At 33.2% G+C, this 23,362-nt stretch carries 22 protein-coding genes; 14 read left to right on the top strand and 8 right to left on the bottom strand.

Translation table 11 applies throughout. The features are described 5' to 3' along the window. Positions 1–2 precede the first annotated feature (2 nt). The 5 genes from H9L18_RS10500 to H9L18_RS10480 are packed head-to-tail and all read right to left on the bottom strand — an operon-like array spanning position 3 to position 4,691. Entirely contained in the window at positions 3–1,112 is a 1,110-nt protein-coding gene (locus tag H9L18_RS10500; protein WP_126792514.1) for a phosphomevalonate kinase, read from the bottom strand. Between the two features lie 13 nt (positions 1,113–1,125). After that, positions 1,126–2,124 (bottom strand): diphosphomevalonate decarboxylase, encoded by a 999-nt coding sequence (gene mvaD, locus H9L18_RS10495; protein WP_126792516.1) that lies wholly within the window; start codon positions 2,122–2,124, stop codon positions 1,126–1,128. Then, the gene (gene mvk, locus H9L18_RS10490) at positions 2,124–3,068 is read right to left on the bottom strand and encodes a mevalonate kinase (RefSeq protein ID WP_126792518.1); all 945 of its coding nucleotides are present in this window, start codon (positions 3,066–3,068) and stop codon (positions 2,124–2,126) included. Before mvk ends, mvaD begins: the two co-directional genes overlap by 1 nt. 26 nt (positions 3,069–3,094) lie before the next feature. Next, positions 3,095–4,447 (bottom strand): tripartite tricarboxylate transporter permease, encoded by a 1,353-nt coding sequence (locus H9L18_RS10485; protein WP_126792520.1) that lies wholly within the window; start codon positions 4,445–4,447, stop codon positions 3,095–3,097. Then, positions 4,440–4,691, bottom strand: a complete 252-nt coding sequence (locus H9L18_RS10480) for a hypothetical protein (RefSeq protein WP_126792522.1) — start codon at positions 4,689–4,691, stop codon at positions 4,440–4,442. The genes H9L18_RS10485 and H9L18_RS10480 overlap by 8 nt, the downstream gene beginning before the upstream one ends. Positions 4,692–4,857: 166 nt before the next feature. Here H9L18_RS10480 and H9L18_RS10475 point away from each other — a divergent pair, with 166 nt between their 5' ends. Then, positions 4,858–5,883 (top strand): branched-chain amino acid aminotransferase, encoded by a 1,026-nt coding sequence (locus H9L18_RS10475; RefSeq protein ID WP_126792524.1) that lies wholly within the window; start codon positions 4,858–4,860, stop codon positions 5,881–5,883. A 29-nt stretch (positions 5,884–5,912) separates the two neighbouring features. Here the strand turns inward: H9L18_RS10475 and H9L18_RS10470 are convergent, their stop codons facing one another. Then, entirely contained in the window at positions 5,913–6,674 is a 762-nt protein-coding gene (locus H9L18_RS10470; RefSeq protein WP_126792526.1) for a peptidylprolyl isomerase, read from the bottom strand. 158 nt (positions 6,675–6,832) lie between these two features. On the opposite strand from H9L18_RS10470, the gene H9L18_RS10465 reads away from it, so the two are divergent. Together H9L18_RS10465 and obgE are read left to right on the top strand one after the other, a co-directional pair. Further along, positions 6,833–7,924 carry a DUF871 domain-containing protein gene (locus tag H9L18_RS10465; protein WP_126792528.1) on the top strand — a complete coding sequence of 364 codons (1,092 nt, stop codon included), beginning with the start codon at positions 6,833–6,835 and terminating at the stop codon, positions 7,922–7,924. A 200-nt stretch (positions 7,925–8,124) separates the two neighbouring features. Next, positions 8,125–9,438, top strand: a complete 1,314-nt coding sequence (gene obgE / locus H9L18_RS10460) for a GTPase ObgE (protein WP_126792530.1) — start codon at positions 8,125–8,127, stop codon at positions 9,436–9,438. Here obgE and H9L18_RS10455 read toward each other — a convergent pair. Then, positions 9,397–11,115 (bottom strand): IS1182 family transposase, encoded by a 1,719-nt coding sequence (locus H9L18_RS10455; RefSeq protein WP_187559339.1) that lies wholly within the window; start codon positions 11,113–11,115, stop codon positions 9,397–9,399. The two genes, obgE and H9L18_RS10455, sit on opposite strands and share 42 nt — an antisense overlap. A gap of 299 nt (positions 11,116–11,414) precedes the next feature. Between H9L18_RS10455 and H9L18_RS10450 the strand changes: the two genes are divergently transcribed. The 7 genes from H9L18_RS10450 to H9L18_RS10420 all read left to right on the top strand — a co-directional run bounded on the left by H9L18_RS10450 (position 11,415) and on the right by H9L18_RS10420 (position 17,584). After that, entirely contained in the window at positions 11,415–12,200 is a 786-nt protein-coding gene (locus H9L18_RS10450; protein ID WP_126796146.1) for a metal ABC transporter ATP-binding protein, read from the top strand. Beyond that, on the top strand, positions 12,200–13,057 hold the full coding sequence (locus tag H9L18_RS10445) for a metal ABC transporter permease (RefSeq protein WP_126796138.1): 858 nt from the start codon (positions 12,200–12,202) through the stop codon (positions 13,055–13,057). Before H9L18_RS10450 ends, H9L18_RS10445 begins: the two co-directional genes overlap by 1 nt. Further along, positions 13,044–13,988 carry an Mn/Fe ABC transporter substrate-binding lipoprotein EfaA gene (efaA, locus tag H9L18_RS10440; RefSeq protein WP_126796136.1) on the top strand — a complete coding sequence of 315 codons (945 nt, stop codon included), beginning with the start codon at positions 13,044–13,046 and terminating at the stop codon, positions 13,986–13,988. The genes H9L18_RS10445 and efaA overlap by 14 nt, the downstream gene beginning before the upstream one ends. 157 nt (positions 13,989–14,145) lie before the next feature. Then, positions 14,146–15,078 carry a ribonuclease Z gene (rnz, locus tag H9L18_RS10435; protein ID WP_126796134.1) on the top strand — a complete coding sequence of 311 codons (933 nt, stop codon included), beginning with the start codon at positions 14,146–14,148 and terminating at the stop codon, positions 15,076–15,078. Positions 15,079–15,089: 11 nt separating this feature from the next. After that, positions 15,090–15,893 carry an SDR family NAD(P)-dependent oxidoreductase gene (locus H9L18_RS10430; protein WP_126796132.1) on the top strand — a complete coding sequence of 268 codons (804 nt, stop codon included), beginning with the start codon at positions 15,090–15,092 and terminating at the stop codon, positions 15,891–15,893. A gap of 13 nt (positions 15,894–15,906) precedes the next feature. Beyond that, the gene (locus tag H9L18_RS10425) at positions 15,907–16,320 is read left to right on the top strand and encodes a LapA family protein (RefSeq protein WP_126796130.1); all 414 of its coding nucleotides are present in this window, start codon (positions 15,907–15,909) and stop codon (positions 16,318–16,320) included. A 67-nt stretch (positions 16,321–16,387) separates the two neighbouring features. Further along, positions 16,388–17,584 (top strand): FtsW/RodA/SpoVE family cell cycle protein, encoded by a 1,197-nt coding sequence (locus H9L18_RS10420; RefSeq protein WP_126796128.1) that lies wholly within the window; start codon positions 16,388–16,390, stop codon positions 17,582–17,584. Positions 17,585–17,629: 45 nt separating this feature from the next. Here H9L18_RS10420 and H9L18_RS10415 read toward each other — a convergent pair whose 3' ends face one another. Further along, positions 17,630–18,283, bottom strand: coding sequence for a metal-dependent transcriptional regulator (locus H9L18_RS10415; protein ID WP_126796126.1), 654 nt, complete (start codon positions 18,281–18,283; stop codon positions 17,630–17,632). 156 nt (positions 18,284–18,439) lie between these two features. Here H9L18_RS10415 and H9L18_RS10410 point away from each other — a divergent pair, with 156 nt between their 5' ends. From H9L18_RS10410 to nifJ, 4 genes are all read left to right on the top strand, one after another. After that, positions 18,440–18,793 carry an arsenate reductase family protein gene (locus H9L18_RS10410; RefSeq protein ID WP_126796124.1) on the top strand — a complete coding sequence of 118 codons (354 nt, stop codon included), beginning with the start codon at positions 18,440–18,442 and terminating at the stop codon, positions 18,791–18,793. A 15-nt stretch (positions 18,794–18,808) separates the two neighbouring features. After that, positions 18,809–19,093 carry a glycine cleavage system H family protein gene (locus tag H9L18_RS10405; protein WP_126796122.1) on the top strand — a complete coding sequence of 95 codons (285 nt, stop codon included), beginning with the start codon at positions 18,809–18,811 and terminating at the stop codon, positions 19,091–19,093. A 168-nt stretch (positions 19,094–19,261) separates the two neighbouring features. Then, entirely contained in the window at positions 19,262–19,708 is a 447-nt protein-coding gene (locus tag H9L18_RS10400; protein WP_126796120.1) for a flavodoxin, read from the top strand. 90 nt (positions 19,709–19,798) lie between these two features. Beyond that, positions 19,799–23,335 (top strand): pyruvate:ferredoxin (flavodoxin) oxidoreductase, encoded by a 3,537-nt coding sequence (gene nifJ, locus H9L18_RS10395; protein ID WP_246433276.1) that lies wholly within the window; start codon positions 19,799–19,801, stop codon positions 23,333–23,335. The last annotated feature ends 27 nt before the right edge of the window (positions 23,336–23,362 follow it).

Raw genomic sequence — 23,362 nt, 5'->3', positions numbered from 1 at the left:
CTTTAATCCTCCCAAATAATCGGTTTATAATCTGTTTCTTTTTCTTTATAGACTTGTAGTGGTAAATCAACAATTCCTTTGTTTCGCCAAGCAGTAATCATAGGTAAAATTTCTGCTTGTTGATTGAATAGGACAATCCCACAATCACCACCACCAGCTCCAGATGACTTAGCTGCACCACTGTATTCTTCAGCGATTGTACAAAGATCTGTTAGAGCGTCAGTCTCAATATCGACACCACTCTTACTAGCAAGAGATTTTAAAAGATGACGATTAATGCGGATACCTTGTTGAATTTTATTAATATCTTTTTCATTAAAAGCATCGATAATCCACATTACACAATTATAGCTATCTTCTAAAAATTGTTTGTAAAAACCATTCATTTCATTTTGTTCATCATTTATTTGATCTACTAAAAGAGTTGTTGATGCAGGAGAGCCAGTCCAACCAATTAAAAGTCTTAAATCTTGAGGAGCTTTTAAAGGTTGAATTCTTAATTTAGGCCAGTCTTTTGAAATTAGGTCATTTATTTTATTTTTTTTATTATCTAGTTCTTCAAGCACCCATTCTTTTTCAAAACAAGAATAAGCAATCCAACCACCATAAGAGCTGGCAGCTAGATCTCCAAAAGAGCCATTACTATTTAATGATAGGTGAGTAATAGCTGCTAATTTGTATAAAAGTTCCGAAGTATAATCAATTTTATATAAAGTTAAAATAGCTTTAATGGTTGCAATAGTAACAGCGCCACTTGAACCTAAACCGTATTTTCTACCGTCTTTATTATCAAGTTCACTTTCAATTGTTAAATCAAAATATTTTAAATTAAACCCTAATTCTTGTAAATATTGTTCAACAAGGGTAACTGATTTTGTGATGTAAGAAAAAGGATTTTCTCTTTCATCAATAAAAAATTTCCCGTTTTTTCTTGTCCAAGGAATCGAAATTCCATTTGAGTAACTTGAACAAATACTACCTTGTTTGTCAGCTTCTTTTAAGGTGACGGTAATAAACTGGTCTAGTGCAACGATTAAAGCAGGATGGCCAGGCTCTAATACAGCATATTCACCCGCAATATATAGTTTTCCTGGTGCACTTGCTTTTATCAAAAAAATCTCTCCTTTAATAGTTCCATTCATCTTGTGATAATAATTTGATTCCTTCACCAACACTGGAAGGAATTATTTGGTCTCTAGTGAAATCTTCAAGTAATTTATTTTCAATTTCAATCATATCTGACCTTTTACATAATACTTTAACATTTGGTCCAGCGTCCATTGTAACATAGCATGGCAGACCCATGTCACGAATTTCTTTAACTTTTTGTATTGCTTTAACACTATCAGGTTCCCAGTATGAAATAGGAGGAAAAGCACCTAACATGGTGGCATGCATTTTCATCCCATTTGATTCAGTGATTTCGCCTAAAGTGATAAAATCTTTTTCACTAATTGCTTTTTTTATTTTTTCTATATCTTTTGTAGCTGTTTCAACCCAAGAAGAGTAAAAAGGTGAGGTATCAATGGTTTGTTTCATACCGACACGGCTAGATAATTTTTTTCGACCGGTATTAACTGCGATAACAATCATTCCAATATCCCAAGTAGCATCATCTACTGGAATAGCAAAACTTGATTCGGATAAATCACTTTCTCCCATGAACCATTCAACAAAACCACCATAAATACTTCTTGTAGCACTGCCACTACCTTGTCTAGCTAAGGTAGATAAGGTTTTTAAATCTAAATTTAAGCCAGTCGCTTGGTTAGTTGCTCCTGCTAATGCTGAAAAAGCAGAGGCAGAAGAAGCAAGTCCTGCAGCAGTCGGCACATGATTATAACTCTTTATACAAGCTTTTGTCTCGATATTAGCCCTATTTCTAAATAAATTTAAGAAATTTGTAATCTTTGCTGTTTCTTTATCGCCTTGTTTAACGTTATCTAAGAAAAAAACATCAGAGTCTAGAGTAGAATCTAGTGTTACTTCAGTATCTGTATAAAAAGCATCTAAAGTTAAAGACAAGCTGCTATTCATAGGTAGAAAGAGTTCTTCATTTCTTTTTCCCCAGTATTTGATTAAAGCAATATTAGTATGGGCGCGGCAACGACCGATTGATTTCATTAGTTTGTCCTCATTTCATATAACCAAGTTTTTCTTGCGCCCGCCTTTTCTAAAGCAGTGGCAATTGTTTCAGCAGTTTTTTTGTCACTAGCTAATGCTATCATACATCCACCACGACCACCACCAGTTAATTTTGCGCCAAGAGCTTGGTGTTTTAAGGCTACATCAACAAGTGTATTGAGTTCCTTACTAGAAACACCTAAATTATCTAGAATTTGATGAACTTTTGACATGGTGACACCTAATTTTAAAGGTTGATTAGATTCTAGGAATATACGGCCATTTTCTGCTAGAATTCCTAATTCATTGATCAAATTTTCAATTTGTTCTTTATCTGTAGAAGAAAGCTTTGAAGCAATACTTGAGACAGCTTCTTTTGTTTGTCCTGTTTTACCTGTATCACCAACAATTAAGTAAGCATCAAGATTGAGATTAAGAGCCTCAAAAGGTTTTCCTTTTATATAGTAATAAGGAGAAGAGCTGCTAGTCATTAAAGCATCAAGGCCACTAGGATTACCATGGGCGATTTTTTCAGAAATATCCACAATTTCAAGTAGATTTTCTTGTGATAACGGGACATTAAAATAGTCAAATAATCCTCTTGTTGTTGCTACAGAAACAGCAGCACTGGATCCCATACCTCTTTCAGCAGGAATTTGGCTATCTATTATGATATGTAAAGGAATATCTTCCTTATTTAAATGTTGTAGGGATACGCGAATTGTTTCTTTTAAACTTTCTAAAAGTTCAGGCATGTCTTCTAGTAAGCCATGATAAAAATCACAGTCAATCATTGTTTTTTCTTTACTTGGTTTAATTGTTGCTTTTATTTTTGCAGCAGGAAATGGGATGGCAATAGATGGCTTTTGGTAAACAACAGAATGTTCACCTAAAAGAATGATCTTTCCATTAGCTTCCCCAAGACCAATATTTTTTTCATTCATAAGGTTGACTCCTTTTAAAAATTATTTTAACTAATCATTTGAATAATAAATGGCGCAGCATAAAGGGACATGAATTGTACACCATAGCTAACGCCCAACCGATTTAGTGTACCACAAACAAGGCTGATTAATAAAACCCCAAATAAATTAATAAAACCAGCGTCTATGTATGCAAGAAGTAGTACTAAACCAATAAATAATGCGAGCAAGCTCTCATGCGGAATTCTCTTTAATACAAATAAGGTTAATTTTTCTGAGAATCTGGTTGCTAAAAAATAGACTAAAATAAGAGCAATGCAGCTACCCACAATAAATGCCATGATTAATTGTGATTGAGAATAAGCTTGAGTAATGGAATGTCCGATTTTAAAAACTGGCGGAGACTCAAAAAAGGCAGCTCCAGGCCCAATTGCTGAAGGTGCTAAAGGAATGCCCAACGCAACAATTGAGATAAGTAAACCAGAAAGATAAGTTCCTTGAGCCAAAGCATTCATGGTAGTAACTGTTAACTCTGCTCGTTTTAATTCATCTGGTTCTTTTTTACCAACAATTTCACCAAATAAGAGAATTAAACCGACAGGACTTAGAACAAATAAAAAATTTGCAAGGGCAGTTGAAATAAAAGCAGCAAAACCTTCATTTTTTTTCAATTGAATTCTTTTTTTATAATTTTTCGGTGCTTTTTCTAATAATAAAGTAGGTTGTTTATTTGTATCTATCAAAGTGACCTTATCTAATTCTTTTTTATTGAGTAACGAAAGTAAAGATAGGATAAGTGGTGCTACTGTAATTCCAAGAAAGAAAGAGGTTGTAATATTTTTGTCAGGCGAGACAGCACCAACTTCCCAATAAAGAAAACGAATACCTTGAAATAAAAGAGCTAAAGGAACAATACTAATTAGTGAAATAGCTTTTGCATTTCCGATTAAAGATAAAAAGATAGCTCCTCCAATAAATAGCCAACTAGCATATGAACCAATCGTTTCAGCATATGGTGCAATTAAATTAGCAATACCTATACTAATCACTAAGGAAGTGACAACACCAATAATGCTTGCAATAGCAACTTTTTTTATGGCAATGCTTGTCCGACCATGCTTTTTAATAATTAATGCGGGCTCGATCATTGGTGCAGACAAAACACCGCCTGGTAAACCAGCAATGAGGGTTGGCATGGTATTCATTAAGTTTAGGGTAACACATGCGGCAATAAAGAATGTTAATACAACAAGAGGTGTGATGCCACCTAAAATAAGTGCTAAAGATATAGGCATTAAAACACTGGTTTCATCTGTTCCAGGAATTAAGCCAATAAATGAATATAAAATAACAGCTGCAAAACTAGCAATAACCATTTGAACTAATAAGTGACTATCCATTTGTTTCCTCCACCTGTTCTTCATTTTTTATAGAAAACTTTCTTTTGGGTTTAATGATATAAGAATTAATAATAAAAGCTAAAACAGCTCCCATTAAACCTAAAAAAAGTTGTTGTGTTGGGTTTTGACTGTCAGCTATAAAAAAACCACCTAAAGTTAAGCAGGCAGAAATAAGTAATGATTTCATTAAATCAAACAAGCCAACAACATCTCCCCAAATAGTAATCAAACGTTGATTTTTCATCTCTAAGCTCCTTTATATTGGATTCTTTATTATAATAACGAATTAAGGGAATAGAAGATAGATTAAAAGACATGTTTTATAAAATCTTATAGAGTTTCATGAAAAAATAAAAAAAACAGCATAATTTGTGATAAACTAGAGGAAAATAGAAAAGGTGGTTATTTTTATGGTAGATATTAATTGGGATGAATTAGGATTTTCATATATGAAAACGCCGTTTAGATACCGTTCTCATTGGAAAGATGGTAAATGGGACGAAGGTGAACTAACAGAGGATAATCAACTTCATATTAGCGAAAGCTCTCCAGCAATTCACTACGGACAACAATGCTTTGAAGGATTAAAAGCTTATCGTTGTAAAGATGGTTCCATCAATCTTTTTAGAGTTGATCAAAACGCCAAACGATTCAATCAAAGCGGTGGTCGTTTATTAATGCCTCACGTACCTGAGGAAAAATTTATTGAGGCTGTTAAACAAGTTGTTTTAGCTAACCATGAGTATGTTCCTCCGTATGGAACAGGTGGTACGCTTTATATTAGACCTTTATTAATTGGTACAGGCGATTCAATGGGAATTGGGCCTGCACCTGAATATATTTTCACAGTCTTTTGTATGCCAGTTGGTTTTATCTTTAAAGGAGATTTAGAACCAAGTAACTTTATTGTTTCTGATTACGATAGAGCAGCCCCAGTAGGAACAGGAGCTGTTAAGGTTGGTGGGAATTATGCGTCAAGCTTACTTCCAGGAGAAAAAGCAAAAGAACAATCATTTTCAGATTGTATTTATCTTGATCCTCAAACACATACAAAAATAGAAGAAGTTGGCTCAGCAAACTTTTTTGCTATTACTAAAAATAATGAGTTTGTCACACCAATTTCGCCATCTATTTTACCAAGTATTACAAAATATTCATTGCTCTACTTAGCTCAAGATCGATTGGGTATGAAAGCTTATGAGGGTGATGTTTTTATTGATGAACTAGATCAATTCAGTGAAGCAGGCGCTTGTGGAACAGCTGCGGTTATTTCGCCAATTGGTGGGATAAAATACGGAGATGATTTCCATGTCTTCTACTCAGAAAGCGAAGTAGGACCAGTTACTAAACGCTTGTATGATGAATTAACAGGTATTCAATTTGGTGACGTCGAAGCACCGAAAGATTGGATTATTAATTTAAAAGTAGATAAATAAAAAAAGAGTTAGGGAATTTTCCCTAGCTCTTATTTTTTAGCTTCTTGAAGTACTTCAATTTTTTCAATTTTTATTTCTTTTTTAGGAACAGACATTTCGCCGTTAGGACTTGCTTCAACTTCTGTTTTAGCGATTTTGTCTACAATATCCATACCATCAATAACTTGTCCAAAGACAGTATGTTTACCATCTAAAGTTGAAGCCCCGCCATTTTTGTAAGCTTCAATGATTTTTTCTGGATTATCTTCTAGTAATAACCCATCAGAAATATCTTGAGTGTTTTGAACGATGAAAAATTGGCTACCATTAGTTCCAGGACCAGCATTTGCCATAGATAAAGCACCGCGGATGTTGTAAAGTTGATTTGAAATCTCGTCTTCAAATGGTTTACCCCAGATACTTTCGCCACCAGTTCCGTCACCTTTAGGGTCACCTGATTGAATCATAAAATCATCAATAACACGGTGGAATTTAATGCCATCATAATAACCATCTTTAGAGTGTTTGATAAAGTTTTCAACTGTTTTAGGTGCTTGTTCTGGAAATAATTTAATTTTAATATTACCTTCTGTTGTCACCATCTCAACAAGAGCTTCATTATCAGCTACTTCTTTATTCAATTGAGGTAATTCTAATTTGTTTAAATCTACTTTATCTTTTTTTGCTGTTGTTGATTGTTTTGTTTCGTTTGAATCTTTTGTTTTTGAATCACTTGATGAACCACAAGCCCCTAATAAAAATAGTGATAAGAGAAGACCTGTTGAAGCAAGTAGTAATTTACTTTTTTTCATAAAACGTTTCCTTTCCTATTTGAAATTGTTATATCCTATCTAATAGTAACAAAAATACTAAGTGATGCCAACAGTGTTTCTTTTTAAAGTGGTCTAGACAATTTCAAATTTAAAGGTTATAATGAATGCGTATTTTAACAATATAGGGGGTTCAATCAATGGGAAAATTAGGTATTTCGATTTATCCAGAACGTTCAACATTTGAAAAAGATAAGGCTTATTTAGATTTGGCTCATAAGTATGGGTTTAAGCGTGTTTTTACAAGTTTACTTCAAGTAAATGATGACAAAGAGAAAGTTCTTTCAGATTTTAAAGCGGTTGTTGATTATGCTAATAAACTAGGTTTTGAAGTGATGGTAGATATTAATCCAGAATTATTTGATCAATTGAATATTTCTTACGATGATTTATCTTTCTTTAATGATCTTGGGGCTGATGGCATTCGTTTAGATATTGGTTTTACAGGAGCAGAAGAGGCGAAAATGACTCGTAACCCTTATGGTATTAAAATTGAAATTAATATGAGTTCAGGGACTCGTTATGTAGACAACATTATGAGCTATTCACCTAATGTTAATAATTTACTAGGCTCCCATAATTTTTATCCTCATAGATATTCTGCATTAGGTTATAATCATTTTGTAGAATGTTCAAAACAATTTAGACAATATAATATTAATACAATGGCCTTTGTTAATTCGCATGATGCTACATTTGGACCTTGGCCAACACAAGATGGACTATGTACATTAGAAGAACATAGAGATTTAGAAATTGCTACACAAGTGAAACACTTTGTTTTAACAGGTCTAATTGATGATATTACAATTGGGAATGCTTACGCTTCTGAAGAAGAATTAAAAACAATGTCAGAAAGTTTCTTTGCTGAAAATCCTAAAATAAAAGTAGATTGTCTAGACAGTATAACTGAAGATGAACGTGTTGTTCTTTTTGATAATTTACATCGTTACCGCGGTGATCGCTCTGAGTATATGATGAGATCAACCATGACTCGTATTAAATATAAAGACCTACCATTTCCAAAAACTAACACACCAGATATGGTAAGAGGTGATGTCTTAGTGGATAATGTAGGGTACGGTCAATACAAAGGTGAAATGCAAATTGCTTTAAAGGAAATGAAAAATGACGGACGAGTGAACGTCGTTGGAAAAATTTCCGAAGATGAATTATTCTTATTAGATTTTCTTAAACCATGGTCTAATTTTGAATTAATTGAAAATAACTAATTAAGAAGGTAGGTTAGATGCTGAATCTGACCTACCTTTTTGTTTATCTTTTTGTGAATTTAAGCTATCATAGGAGTTGAGATCAAAAAAATTTCTTATTTACTTATTTTTTTGTCAAATGAAGAGAATGTTGTTGGACAAATACGAGTGTAGAAGATACAATGATGAAGAGATTTTTTTAGAAGTAAGGAGGACAAAAAATGTCCATGTTTTTAGATCAAGTAACAATAAGCGTTAAAGCCGGAAAAGGTGGAGACGGAATGGTTGCATTTAGACGTGAAAAATACGTTCCAGATGGTGGACCAGCAGGTGGCGATGGAGGTCGTGGTGGTAGTCTTATTTTAGTTGTTGATGAGGGACTACGTACGTTGATGGACTTTAGGTTTAATCGTCATTTTGCAGCTGAACCTGGAGAAAATGGCATGAGTAAAAGTATGCACGGTAGAGGTTCTGAAGATCGCTATGTAAAAGTTCCAGCAGGGACAACAGTTCGAGATAAAGAAACAGGTGCTTTATTAGGTGATTTGTTAACTCATGGTCAAGAGTTAAAAGTTGCTCAAGGAGGTCGTGGAGGTCGTGGGAATATTCGATTTGCGACACCAAGAAATCCAGCACCAGAAATCGCTGAAAAGGGCGAACCTGGTCAAGAAAGACAAATTGAATTAGAATTAAAAGTTTTAGCAGATGTTGGTTTGGTAGGTTTCCCTTCAGTAGGAAAATCAACTTTACTTTCAATTGTTTCACAAGCAAGACCTAAAATTGGTGCTTATCATTTTACCACTTTAGTACCTAATTTAGGAATGGTTTCAACACAAGATGGGGATAGTTTTGTTATGGCCGATTTACCAGGTCTTATTGAAGGAGCTTCTGAAGGTGTTGGATTAGGAACTCAATTTTTACGTCATATTGAGCGTACAAGAGTTATCTTGCATGTGATTGATATGAGTGGAATGGAAGGTAGAGATCCGTTTGAAGACTACTTATTAATTAATAAGGAGTTAGAATCTCATAATATGCGTCTTTTAGAAAGACCACAAATTATTGTAGCTAATAAAATGGATATGCCCGATGCTGAAGAAAATCTTGAAATATTCAAGCAAAAAATTGCTGATTTAAAAGAAGATGAATTTAGTGATGACATCCCTATTTTTGCTATTTCAGGGATTTCAAGACAAGGAATTGATCCTTTATTAAATGCAACAGCTAAATTAGTAGATATCACTCCAGAGTTTCCAATGTACCAAGATGAAGAAGTCGAAGAAGTTGTTCAATACAGCTTTACTGAAGAAGAACCAGACTTTACTGTTTCTCGTGATGATGATGCAACTTGGGTTTTATTGGGAGAAAAACTTGAAAAATTATTCGTTATGACTAATTTTGATCGTGAAGAAAGTGTTATGAAGTTTGCTCGCCAATTAAGAGGTATGGGTGTGGACGATACACTTAGAAAAATGGGAGCCAAAGATGGCGACCTAGTAAGAATTAAAGAATTTGTTTTTGAATTTGTAGACTAATAGTAAAATACTAGGAGGCTGACCCAAAAGTCTCTTAAAACAAAGCAAGAATTCTAAAATGAGGTTTATCATTTTGGAATTCTTGTTTTTTCTTATTTTTCTGTCTATATCCTTCCTAAATTTACTTAGTTTTCTCAAATTTAGAGCCATAAACGCAAAACCTAACTCCTGTGTTACTTTCTCTTGACCTCTAACCGAGAATCGATTGAACGACAAATTAGCCTTTAGATTTCCAAAGGCTGGTTCTACGTCAATTTTTCTTCGACGGTAAATCGCTCCTGTTACATCATCGCTCAAAAGCTCTCTTGCGTGAGCTTTAAAATATTCCCAGTTACCATTTTTTTGAATGACTCTACTTTTATTACTTTTTGCTCGGGTACACAAAGATCTGACAGGGCAATCTATACATGTTTCACATTCATACATTTTTAACTGTTTTGTAAATCCCTGTTTATCATTGCGAGTAGAGTAATTTCTAAAACTCAGTTCTCTATTGTTAGGACAAGTATAGCTATCTGTTAATTCATTGTATTTCCAATTATTAGTAATGAATGGGTTTTGTTTATATTTTTTGGTCTGTTCTTTTTGATACATAGTGTAGGTGATTAATGGTGTTCTCTCAAAATCATCCAAGATGGCTTGGTAGTTTTCTTCACTTCCATAACCGGCGTCAGCTACAATATAATTAGGTAACTCAAAATAAGATTCTTTGATAGTGGTCAAAAAAGGAATCATCGTTTTAAAATCTGTTGGATTTGAAAAAGTATCATAAGCTAGAACGTATTGATTGTTGGTTGCGATTTGGACATTGTATGCCGGTTTCAGTTGACCATTCATCATATGATCTTCTTTCATTTTCATAAAAGTAGCGTCTATATCTATTTTTGAAAAACTATTTCTCTCTTTAAAAATCTGATATTGTTGCTTATATTTTTTCTTCCTATCACTGAATTCTCGAAAAGCCTTTAAGGCTTTTTTAGGTTCCTTTCTTTGACGACGGAGTTCTTTTCTAAGTGTAACGTCTTCTGTATCATCTATTTGTTCAGTCAACTCAGATACTTTAGTTTCAATAGAATCGGCAATGAGATTCAACTGTTTATCATCCCATTCCTCATCTTCATTATGAATCGACGGAATGATTTTTTCTTTGACTAATTGTTTATAATATATTTTTGATTTTTCTGTTAGAGAATCGTCAAATCTGGTCGTACTCTTTCTCCAAACAAAACTATATTTATTGGCATTAGCTTCCAATTTGGTCCCATCAATAAAAATAGAATCTTCTTCAATCAATTTCTGCGAAACTAATTGATTTCTAAATTGAATAAAACACTCTTGAAGAATTGGCTGAACCAAAGGATTCACTCGAAAACGATTAATGGTTCTGAAGTTAGGAAATTGTGATTGAGTCAACCACCTAGTACGAATACTATCTTTAGTCATCGCTTCAATTTTTCTACCAGAAAAATTAGACTGTGTATATCCACATAAAATAAGTTTCAACATCATTCTTGGATCATAAGACGAGGTTCCCATTTGATGATCAAAAACAGAAAAAACGTAACTTGGAATACTCTCTACTAATTCATTAATCGCGAAAGCGATGTCGTTTTTTTCTAAATAAATTTCTAAATCTAGTGATAATGTAACTTGTTTCATGTTATAATTTTTATACATAAATAGCACTCCCTTTTGATTTGGTTTCGACGCTTTAATTATAAAGGATAGTGCTATTTTTTTCGTCAAAAAAAGGAACAAAATCTAAAAAAAAGATTTTGTTCCTTTTATTTTATTTAAGAGACTTTTGGGTCAGCCTCTTTTTTGTTGTATAAATTAATAAAATAAATAATATTATTTTATTTTAGCTTTTTTACTTGTGATAATTATTATCATTTGATATACTAAATTCAGAAAGTTTTAGGGGAGCCTAAAAATATTATTAAATATACCAAAATGAAAGGGGCTTGATTACTATGATGAATGCAACAACTTTATCAGGAGTCGTACAAGATACTTTAACAAATAAGCCCATTGATGTGACAAACATAACAGTGGCTTATCAACATAAAAAAGCAATAGAAAATGTGAGTGCTTCTATTGAACCAGGAAAAATAACAGGAATTATTGGACCCAATGGTGCAGGAAAATCAACTTTGTTAAAAGCCATTATAGGCTTAATTAAAACTGAGACTGGTCAAGTTAGTGTAAATGGGCAGTCTATAGATGCTATTAGAAAAAATATTGCTTATGTTGAACAACGCAGTGCGATTGATTTGACATTTCCAATAAAGGTAGATGAAACTGTGTTATTAGGAACATTTCCTAATTTAGGTCTATTTAGAAGACCTAAAAAAGAGCAAAAAGAAAAAGTAATTGAAAGTCTTAAAAAAGTAAAAATGGAAGATTTTGCTAAAAGACAAATTGGAAATTTATCAGGAGGTCAATTACAAAGAGTCTTTATTGCACGAGCTTTAGCACAGGAAGCTGATATTATTTTTTTAGATGAACCATTTGTGGGAATTGATATGGTTAGTGAGAAAGTGATTGTGGACTTACTTAAACAATTAAGAGATGAAGGTAAAACAATTGTTATTGTCCATCATGATCTACATAAAACAAGAGAATACTTTGATAATTTAATTATTTTAAATAAAAAGTTAGTTGCTGAAGGCAGTGTTGAAACAACCTTTGTGACAAAAAATATTCAAGCAGCCTATGGTGATTCAATGGGAGAAATCGTCATCAAAGGAGTGAATGACTAATGATTCAAAATTTTATTAATGGATTAATACAATATGAATTTTTACAAAATGCGTTGTTAACATCGATTATTGTTGGTGTTGTATCAGGTGTAATTGGGAGCTTTATTATTTTGAGAGGAATGTCACTAATGGGAGATGCGATTTCTCATGCTGTTCTTCCAGGAGTTGCAATGAGTTACATTTTAGGAGCTAATTACATGATCGGTGCTTCTATTTTTGGAATTGCTGCTGCTGGTTTAATAGGATTTGTTACTCAAAAAAGTAAATTGAAAAGTGATACAGCTATTGGGATTGTTTTCAGTTCGTTCTTTGCTTTAGGAATTATCTTAATTTCTTTTGCCCAAAGTTCAACAGATTTGTATCATATTCTTTTTGGTAATGTTTTGGCAGTTAGACCAAGTGATCTTTACACTACTTTAGGTGTTGCTATTGCAGTTATTTTATTTGTTGCTATTTTTTATAAAGAACTGCTAGTAAGTTCTTTCGACCCTGTTATGGCACAAGCTTATGGCTTGAAAGTGCAAGCTATCCATTACGCATTAATGTTTTTCTTAACGCTTGTAGCGGTATCTTCACTTCAAACAGTAGGGACTGTTTTAGTAGTAGCAATGTTAGTGACGCCAGCTGCTACAGCTTATTTACTGACAGATAAGTTGTCAGTGATGATTTTTATATCAAGCTTAATTGGAGGAATAAGTGCTGTTGTAGGTTTATTCTTTAGTTATTCATATAACTTAGCCTCTGGAGCAACTATCGTCTTAACAACAGCAGTATTCTTTATTATTGCATTTATTTTTTCACCAAAACAAGGAATCGTATTTAAAAAGAAAGAGGTTATGGCAATTGAAGAAATTTAAAATAGTATTAGTTAGTTTAGTATCAGTATTAGGAATTTTTGCATTAGCAGCTTGTGGAAAAGGAGAAGAAGCTAAAAAAGAAGATAAGAATGAGAAATTACAGGTTGTTGCAACCAACTCAATTTTAGCAGATATGACAGAACAAGTCGGAAAAGACAAAGTAGATATCCACAGTATTGTTCCTAGAGGGACAGATCCACATGAATTTGAACCGTTACCAGAAGATATTGCCAAAGCAACAGATGCAGATGTTATCTTTTATAACGGATTGAATTTAGAAACTGGTGGAGACGGTTGGTTTATGAAACTAATGAAAACATCTAAAAAAGAGGAAAATAAAGATTATTTTGTGACAAGTAAAGATGTTAAACCAATGTACTTAACTAGTAAAGGTCAAGAAAGTGAGCAAGACCCGCATGCTTGGTTGTCTTTAGAAAATGGAATAAAATATGTGGAAAATATTAAAGATGTTTTAGTTGAAAAAGATGAGAAAAATAAAGATTTCTATGAAAAAAATGCTGAGTCTTATATTAGTGAACTAGAAAAACTTCATAAAGATAATGTAGAACGTTATAAAGAAATTCCTAAAGATAAAAACTTACTTGTAACAAGTGAAGGAGCATTTAAGTATTTTTCTGACGCATATGGTATTCAAGCAGCTTACATCTGGGAAATTAACACTGAAAGTCAAGGAACACCAGAACAAATGAGTCAAATTATCGACAAGATTAAAAAATCAAATGTTTCTTCTTTATTCGTAGAACAAAGTGTTGATCCAAGAAGTATGGAGTCTGTTTCAAGAGAAACTAAGTTACCGATTTATGATACTATCTTTACGGATTCCTTAGCTAAGGAAGGTGAAAAAGGAGATACGTATCTTACTATGATGACTTGGAATTTAGATAAAATACATGATGGTTTGATGAAATAAAAACATAAAAAAGTTGAGAAATTAAAAAAATCTCAACTTTTTTTATGTTTTATTTTAAAAGAAGACAAAAGCTTGATACAATAGGTGGGAGTCTTGATGATAAAAAGATAACTTTAGTAATATATATAGTAAAATTTGATAGAAAAGTAGGAACAATATGGAAATCCAATTTTTAGGAACTGGTGCGGGTGTACCATCCAAACAACGTAATGTGACAAGTATTGCATTAAAATTATTAGATGAAAGAAATGCCGTTTGGCTATTTGACTGCGGTGAAGGAACTCAGCAGCAAATATTGAATACAAATCTTCGTCCAAGAAAAATAGAAAAAATTTTTATCACTCATTTACATGGAGATCATATTTTTGGTTTACCTGGTTTATTGAGCAGTCGCTCATTTCAAGGAGGAGAGTCACCTCTTGAAATTTATGGACCTAAGGGAATTAAAAGTTTTGTTTTAACAAGTTTAAAAGTATCAGAATCTCATGTAAAGTATCCACTTAAATTTATTGAAATTGAAGAATCTGGACTTATTTTTGAAGACCATGGTTTTAAAGTTTACTGTGATGAATTAGATCATAGAATTCAGTGTTATGGTTATCGAGTGGTCGAAGCCGACTTTCAAGGTGAACTGCAAGTTGAAAAGCTAAAAGAGTTAAATATTCCAGCAGGACCTATTTATAAACGAATAAAAAATGGTGAAACAGTTGAATTGGCCGATGGGCGTATAATTAATGGTAAAGAATTTATTGGAGAATCAAGACAAGGTCGAATTGTGACTATTTTAGGAGATACACGTGTCCATCCTAACAGTTTGAAATTAGCCCAACATGCAGATGTTTTAGTACATGAGAGCACCTTCAATCATGAAGAAAGTAAGATGGCAAAAAATTACTATCACTCAACTTCAACACAAGCTGCCGAGATTGCAAAAGAAGCAAATGTTAAGCAGTTACTATTAACTCACATTAGTGCAAGATATTTAGGAAAAGCTGTTTTTGATTTAGAAAAAGAGGCTCAAAAAGTATTTCCTAATTCAAAAATTGTGCGAGATTTTGATATTATCGATATTCCTTTAAAGAAAGATTAAGGAGGAATCAAATGAAAAAAGTGTTTAGTGATTTAAAAGGTAAAACAGTTCTTATAACAGGTGCTTCTAGTGGCTTAGGTGAACAGATAGCTTATGAATCTGCAAGAGGCGGAGCACAAGTTATACTTTGTGCTAGAAGAGAAGAGAAATTAATAGAGATTACTAAAGAATGTTCAAACCTTTCTCAATTACCTTGTGACTATTTTTCTTTAGATATTTCAAATTTTGAGGATGTAGAAAGAAAGTTAAACTTAATAGAAACCAGATATCCTGAAATTGATGTTTTAGTTAATTGTGCAGGATATGGACATTTTGAGTTATTTTTAGATTCTGATTTCAACGAAACGATAGATATGTTTCAAGTTAATGTTTTAGGCTTAATTTACGTTACTCAAAAAATAGGTTTAATGATGGCTAAAAAAAATAAAGGACACATTATTAATATTGCGTCACAAGCCGGTAAAATGGCGACACCTAAATCAAGTATTTATGCAGCAACAAAGTTTGCTGTGATTGGCTTTTCTAATAGTTTAAGATTAGAGATGAAACCATTAGGAATTTCGGTGACAACAGTCAATCCAGGACCGATAAAAACATCCTTTTTTGATATTGCAGACCCAGATGGTACATATCTAGATTCTGTAGGTCGTTGGGTTTTAAATTCCGAATCTTTGGCAAAAAAGATTGTTTCATCCATGGGAACATATAGAAGAGAAATAAATGCTCCGTTTGTGATGGAGATTGGAAGTAAAGCTTACCAGCTATTCCCACACATAGGAGATTTTTTAGCAACAAATTTTTTTGATAAGAAATAGGAGATGATTAACAGTGAAAAAGACAACAAAATTATTTTTTGTTCTGATTCTTTCTTTTATTGTTGTACTGTTTTCAGTTATTAACGCGCAACAAATAGAAGTGAACTTTTTAGTAACACAAATCTCACTTCCTTTGGTTGTTATTATCATAGGAGCTGTTTTAATAGGAGCCCTTATTGTTTTAATAGTTATGATGAGTAGTATTTGGCAAAAAAATAAAATGATAAAACAGCAAAAACAAGAAGTTTATGAGCTTAAAAATAAGTCGAATGAGGAAATGGACTCTGAAACAGACGAAATGATTCAACAGTTAAAATCAGACTTAAAAGAAAAAGAATTAGAGTTGTCTGATTTAAGACATCAACTAGTCAATCAGATGATGTCAGATTCATCGCAAGAAGAATTTAATAATGAAAGTTCAGACTAGCATAATGATGAAAAGATAGTATAATGTTAGTTATATTTTGCTAACGTCATAAGAAAAGAGAGGAAATATGCAAAGAATAAATAAAAGACAAATTAAATCAGTTGACTATGGGATATTACTTCCGGTCTTTTTATTGTCAATTGTTGGAATGATATCTTTATATGTAGCACTAGATAAAGATGGAGGAACTAACATTGTTTCCCAAATGCTACAACAAGGTTTATGGTATGTAATTGGTGTCATTTTCATTTTTATTGTTATGCAATTTAGTCCAAAAGTTGTATGGAAACTAACACCAATCGGTTACGTGTTTGGTTTAGGAGTTATGACTGCACTTTTGTTCTATTATGATGCTAACCTTGCTACACGTACAGGTTCAAAAAACTGGTTTAGAATTGGAAGTTTGACTTTCCAGCCAGCAGAATTGATGAAAATTGCATACATATTGATTTTAGCTTACATTGTAACAGCGCATAATATTAAAAATAGGCAACGAACTTTAAAGACAGACGGTATGTTAATTTTAAAATTAGTTATTGCCACCATTCCAGTTGGTATTTTATTAAAACTTCAAAATGATTTTGGAACAATGTTAGTATTTATTGCCATTTTAGGTGGAATTTTTATTATGTCAGGTATCTCTTGGAAAATTATCATCCCAGTTGTTGTGACATTCACGCTTCTTGGAGCAGGTATTCTCTATTTGGTAACGACAGATGCAGGACGAGAAGTTTTATATAGCCTAGGTTTTAAAAGTTATCAATTCGCTCGTATTGATTCTTGGATTGATCCTTTCCATGATGCTACGGGAAATTCTTATCAACAAGCTCAAGCACTTAAGGCAATTGGTTCTGGTGGTGTTGGAGGCAAAGGCTTTAATGTTTCTGATGTTTATGTTCCAGTTAGAGAATCAGATATGATTTTTTCAGTAATTGCTGAAAACTTTGGTTTTATTGGAAGTTGTTTCGTTATTTTCTTATACTTTATTTTAATTTACCGCATGATTCGTGTTTGTTTTGATACGAACAATGAGTTTTTCTCATATATCGCTACAGGAGTTATCATGATGATTTTATTCCACGTATTTGAAAATATAGGAGCTAATATTGGTTTACTTCCATTAACAGGGATTCCACTTCCTTTTATTAGTCAGGGAGGATCTTCCTTAATTAGTAATATGATTGGTGTTGGCTTGGTTATGTCAATGAGGTATCAATATCAACCAGAAGAATATGGAACTCTTGATTTTAAATATGAAGGTTAAAAATAAAAAGTTCGTAGAAAGACAATTGTCTTTTTACGAACTTTTTTAATATGAAAAAATAATATGAGCTTGTTTAAAGCTGATGTGGTGAACGGAATCGTTTTCGTTAATAGTAAATAAAATTAATTCGTTAAATGAATCTACTTCAGTTATATGAATAACGTCATTAACGTTTAAATTGATAGAGCTCATGTAATTCAAAATGTTTGAATCATCCATAACACGACGAATTTTAGGAGATTCGCCTTCATTAAAATCAGCAATTGGTTTAACTGCTTTTTCAATAAAAGCATCTTCTGTTGGTATAATGCCGCCATGAGGGCAAGTTTCTGGCTTTCCTAGGAATTCATAAAGTCTAGTGAAGAAGATTGAATCTTTAACATGTTCAAGTTCTTCTGAGAGGTTATGTAAGTCATGAAGAGAGTAACCTAACTTTTCGTATAAAAAAGTTTCAATGATTCGGTGATTACGTATGATTGTTGCTGTTTGATCTAATCCCTCTTGCGTAAGTTTTACGCCAGTATAAGGTTTATATTCGATTAAGCCGTCATTTTGTAATTTTTCAACCATCTCGGTAACGGAAGCAGGAGAGACGCCAAGGTGATTTGATAATGTTTTATTTGAGACAAATTCATCAATGCCATTGTTTTCGTAAATAGCCTTTAGATAGTCTTCTTTATTACTTGATGATTTTTTCATTGTTTTCCTCCTACAAATGTACAATCCATTAAATATCCTTTAACTTATCTAGTTTAACATATTTTTGAAAAGGATAAAAATAAAAATGGTTAATACATTTATTTTAGATTATGATATACTAAGACAAGGAAAATTTGAAAGCGAGGCAAAATGATTATGGCAATTTTTTATTGGTATCCTAAATGCTCAACTTGTAAAAAAGCAAAAATTTGGTTAGATGAGAATAATGTTGACTATGATATTATCGATATGATTGAAACACCACCTTCAAAAGAACTACTGGTAAAATGGATGAACGCCAATGATTATCCGATTCGTCGTTTCTTTAATACAAGTGGTATTAAATACCGAGAACAAGGCTTGAAAAATATTGTAAATGATTTCTCAGAAGAAGAAGCTGCAGGAAGACTTTGTGTTGATGGCATGCTGATTAAACGCCCGATTATGGTTTTGGGTGATAAAGTATTATTAGGCTTTAAAGAAGCTGAATATGAAAAAGTATTTTTATAGAAAGTAGGCATCAGTATGGCAGAAGAGAATTTATGGATGAAAGAAGATTCTGAAGGAGTAACAGTAGGCTTAACAGCTGTTGCCCAAGATGATTTAGGCAATATTAGTTTTGCTATGTTACCAAAAGTTGGAAGTGAAATTACTTTAGGTGAAGGTGTTGTTGAATTAGAAGCTGAAAAAGCAGTAGTTGAGTACGAATCTCCAGTTTCAGGAACTGTTATCTCTATAAATGAGGCAGCGCTTAAAGATACATCACTATTAGATAAACCAGATGCTTGGTTGTATAAAGTGAAAAAATAGAAATTAAAAGAGAATGCCGATGATTAGGCATTCTTTTTTTGTTTAAATGAATTAATAATTTCATTAAATATGGTTCATAATCTCACAAGTTTATGTTAAAATTTGGGTAAGTAGATTTGTGAAAAAATTGATAAAGATATTATCAATTCAATAATAGGAGGACAAAAGATGGCTTTAGCAAAAATTGTTTATGCAAGTATGACTGGAAATACAGAAGAAATGTCTGAAATTATAGAAGAAAAATTAGAAGATGAAGGTTTAGAAGTCGAAAGAGAAGAATGTTCAGACGTTGATCCGGACTTCTTTGAAGATGCAGATATTTGTATTGTTGCAACTTACACATATGGAGATGGCGATTTACCATTTGAGTTTGAAGACTTCTTTGAAGATTTAAAAGGAGAAGATTTAAGTGGGAAGGTCTTTGGTGTTGCTGGAACTGGTGATAAAGAATATGGTGAGTTCTATTGCCAGTCTGCAAGAGACTTTGTGGAACAATTTAATCAAACAGGCGCTAAACAAGGTGCTCAATTAGTTTGTATTGAAAATAATCCAGAAGACGAAGATATTGATTTACTTCAAACATTTGTTGAAGAACTAGCAAAAAGTGTTGAGTAGTTTTAAACATATAAAGTATGAAAAAGTTGGCTGACATAATTGGGTCAGCCTCTTTCATTTTAAAATATTATTGGAAAAAGAGGATGTAGAATGAGTAAGCAAAGTGTCACAATGGATGGTAATACAGCGGCAGCTTATGTTTCATATGCGTTTAGTGAAGTAGCTGCAGTTTATCCAATCACTCCCAGTTCTACCATGGCAGAAGTTGTGGAGGAATGGTCAGTTAAGTCTAGAAAAAATGTTTTCGGAGAACCAATAAAAGTTATTAATATGCAATCTGAAGCAGGAGCAGCAGGAGCAGTTCACGGCTCCTTAAAATCAGGAGCGTTGACGACGACGTACACGGCTTCCCAAGGCCTGTTATTAATGATTCCTAATATGTATAAAATAGCCGGTGAATTACTACCAACTGTTTTTCATATTGCTTCTCGTGCTGTTACGACAAATGCGTTAAGCATTTTTGGTGACCATGGAGATGTTATGGCAGCAAGACAAACTGGTTTTTGTATGCTCGCTGAAAGTTCTGTCCAGGAAGTAATGGATTTATCCTCAGTTGCTCATTTAGCTAGTTTAAAAGCTAGTTTACCTTTTATGAACTTTTTTGACGGTTTTAGAACTAGTCACGAACTTCAAAAAATTGAAGTAATACCTTATGAAACATTAGGAAATTTAGTGGATCAAGAGGCAATTGAAAAATTTAGAAAAAGAGGAATGAATCCAAATCATCCAACCGTTTCAGGGACAGCTCAAAATCCAGATATCCATTTTCAGCAAAGAGAGACTGTTAATGAATATTACGAAAGAGTTCCAGAAATTGTTCAATCTTATATGAAAGAAATCAATGAGATTCGTGGAACTGAATATGATTTAACTAACTATTATGGACATCAAGAAGCAACAGAAGTCATTATTTCAATGGGATCTGTGTCGCCTACAATTCAACAAACAGTTGCTTATTTAAATAAGCAGGGACGAAAAGTAGGGCACATTAATATTCATTTATATCGTCCATTCCCTGTTGAAAATTTATTAGCTAAGTTACCTAAATCAGTTGAAAAAGTTGCTGTTTTAGACCGAACAAAAGAACCTGGTGCTAATGGTGAGCCTTTGTTATTAGATGTTCAAGGTGCTTTATATCGTCACCCTAATCGTCCGGTTGTTGTAGGAGGAAGATATGGCTTAGGTTCGAAAGATGTGCCACCTAATCAAATTAAGGCTATTTTTGATCATTTATTATTACCAAGTGATGAGTTGAAATATCGATTTACCGTCGGAATTACAGATGATGTCACTCATTTATCGTTACCAGTAGAAGAAGTGTTAGACTTAACACCAGATAATACGTTCCAAGCAAAATTCTGGGGATTTGGATCTGACGGAACAGTTGGAGCAAACAAGCAAGCGATAAAAATTATTGGTAATCACACTGATATGTATGCTCAAGCCTATTTTTCATATGATTCTAAAAAATCAGGTGGTTTGACTAATTCTCATTTAAGATTTGGGAAAGAACCAATTCAGTCGACTTATTTAATTGAGCAAGCTGATTTTATTGGTTGTCATAACGCTTCATATATCCATCAATATGATTTGTTAAAAGGGTTAAAAGAAAATGGAACCTTTTTACTGAATACAACTTGGACAAAAGAAAAAGTTCTTCGATTATTGCCAAAACATCTCAAAAAAGAAATCGCTCAAAAACAGATTAATTTTTATGTGATTAATGCAATGAATATAGCACAAGAAGTAGGCCTTGGCCGTCGAATTAATACGGTTATGTCTGCAGCATTTTTTGAATTAACTCATTTGATGAAAAGAGAAGATTTTGTCTTTTATATGAAAGAAGAAGCTGAAAAAGCTTATGGAAAAAAATCACAAGAAATTGTGAAACGAAACCATTTAGCTATTGATGCGACTTTTGATCACTTAATTAAAATAGATGTTCCAAGTGAATGGTTAGAGATTGAAGTTCCTAAGAGGCAAGTAGATCCAGCGAAACCAAAATATGTTCAAGAAATTTTGGAACCAGTCAATCGCCAAGAGGGAGATTCGTTAACAGTTAAAAATTTAATGGATAACCAAATGGCAGATGGTAGTGTTCCGTTAGGCACAACAGCATATGAAAAACGTGGTATCGCCCTTGAAGTTCCTGAGTGGCAAATGGATGCTTGTACGATGTGTAATGAATGTGCCTTTGTTTGCCCTCACGCAGCAATTAGACCATTTTTAGCTGATGAAGAAGAGATGGAAGAAGCACCAGAAGGATTCTTAGTTCGAGAGATGAAGGGTGCAGATGGTAACATGTACCGAATTCAAGTGTCTCTAGAAGATTGTACTGGATGTGGTCTTTGTGTAGACGTATGTCCTGCTAAAGGAAAAGCTTTGGTGATGAAACCATATGAAGAGCAGAAAGAGCAAGCAATGAATTGGGCATTTGCGATGACGTTAAAACAAAAAGCAAATCCAATTAAGAAAAAAGAAAGTATTAAAGGATCTCAGTTTGAGAAACCGTTACTTGAATTTTCAGGAGCTTGTTCAGGATGTGGAGAGACTCCATACATTAAATTATTAACTCAATTATATGGTGATAGAATGCTTATAGCCAATGCAACAGGTTGTGCCTCAATTTGGGGTGGCTCAGCTCCATCAACACCTTATACAACAAATGAAGCAGGACAAGGACCGGCTTGGAGTAATTCCCTATTTGAAGATAATGCTGAATTTGGTTTAGGAATGTACTTAGCCAATAAAACTAAGCGAGATCATTTAGCGAATCAAATGAAAAATATTCTTACAGAAGAGATTGGCTCATCAGAGTTACAAGAATTGATGAAAGACTGGTTAGCCACACAAGATGAAGGAGAGGGCTCAAGACAACGTTCAACTAAATTAGAAGCTGCCTTACTTGATGAAATGAAAACTAATAGTAAGTTAGAAGCACTCTATAATCAACGTGATTTATTTATCAAACCAAGTCAATGGATTATTGGTGGAGATGGTTGGGCTTATGATATCGGATTTGGTGGTATCGACCATGTTCTATCTAGTGGTGAAGATGTGAATATCTTCGTTATGGATAATGAGATTTATTCTAATACAGGTGGACAAACTTCAAAAGCGACTCCAACGGCAGCAATTGCAAAATTCTCTTCTCATGGTAAACGTACAGCTAAAAAAGATTTAGGGTTAATTGCTATGACTTATGGTAATGTTTATGTTGCGCAAGTAGCATTAAATGCTAATCCAACACAAACGATTAAGGCGTTGGATGAAGCAGAAAAATACCCTGGACCATCTCTTGTAATTGGTTATGTTCCGTGTATCAATCATGGTATTAAAGGTGGTATGAGTCAGGCAGTTCAAATTACTAAAGAAGCTGTTGAGTCGGGTTATTGGCCACTTTATCGTTTTGATCCACGTTTAGCAGAAAAAGGTAAAGAACCAATGCGAGTAGATTATAAAAAATCTGATTTTGAGAGATTACCAGATTTCTTTAAACAACAAACAAGATTCTCTGCTCTTGAAAATGTATTAAATAGCTCTGAGGAAGTCTCTAGCTTACTAGAAAGATCAGCAGATGAAGCAATTGAAAAAGCACAAACTTATAAAGAATTATCTGGAAAATAAAACAAGAAGAAGGATTAGGCACACTTG

This window comes from Vagococcus carniphilus (genome assembly GCF_014397115.1).
Lineage (GTDB): Bacteria > Bacillota > Bacilli > Lactobacillales > Vagococcaceae > Vagococcus > Vagococcus carniphilus.
Note: the sequence above shows the minus strand (reverse complement) of the source record. Positions and strands in the feature narration are given on the sequence as shown.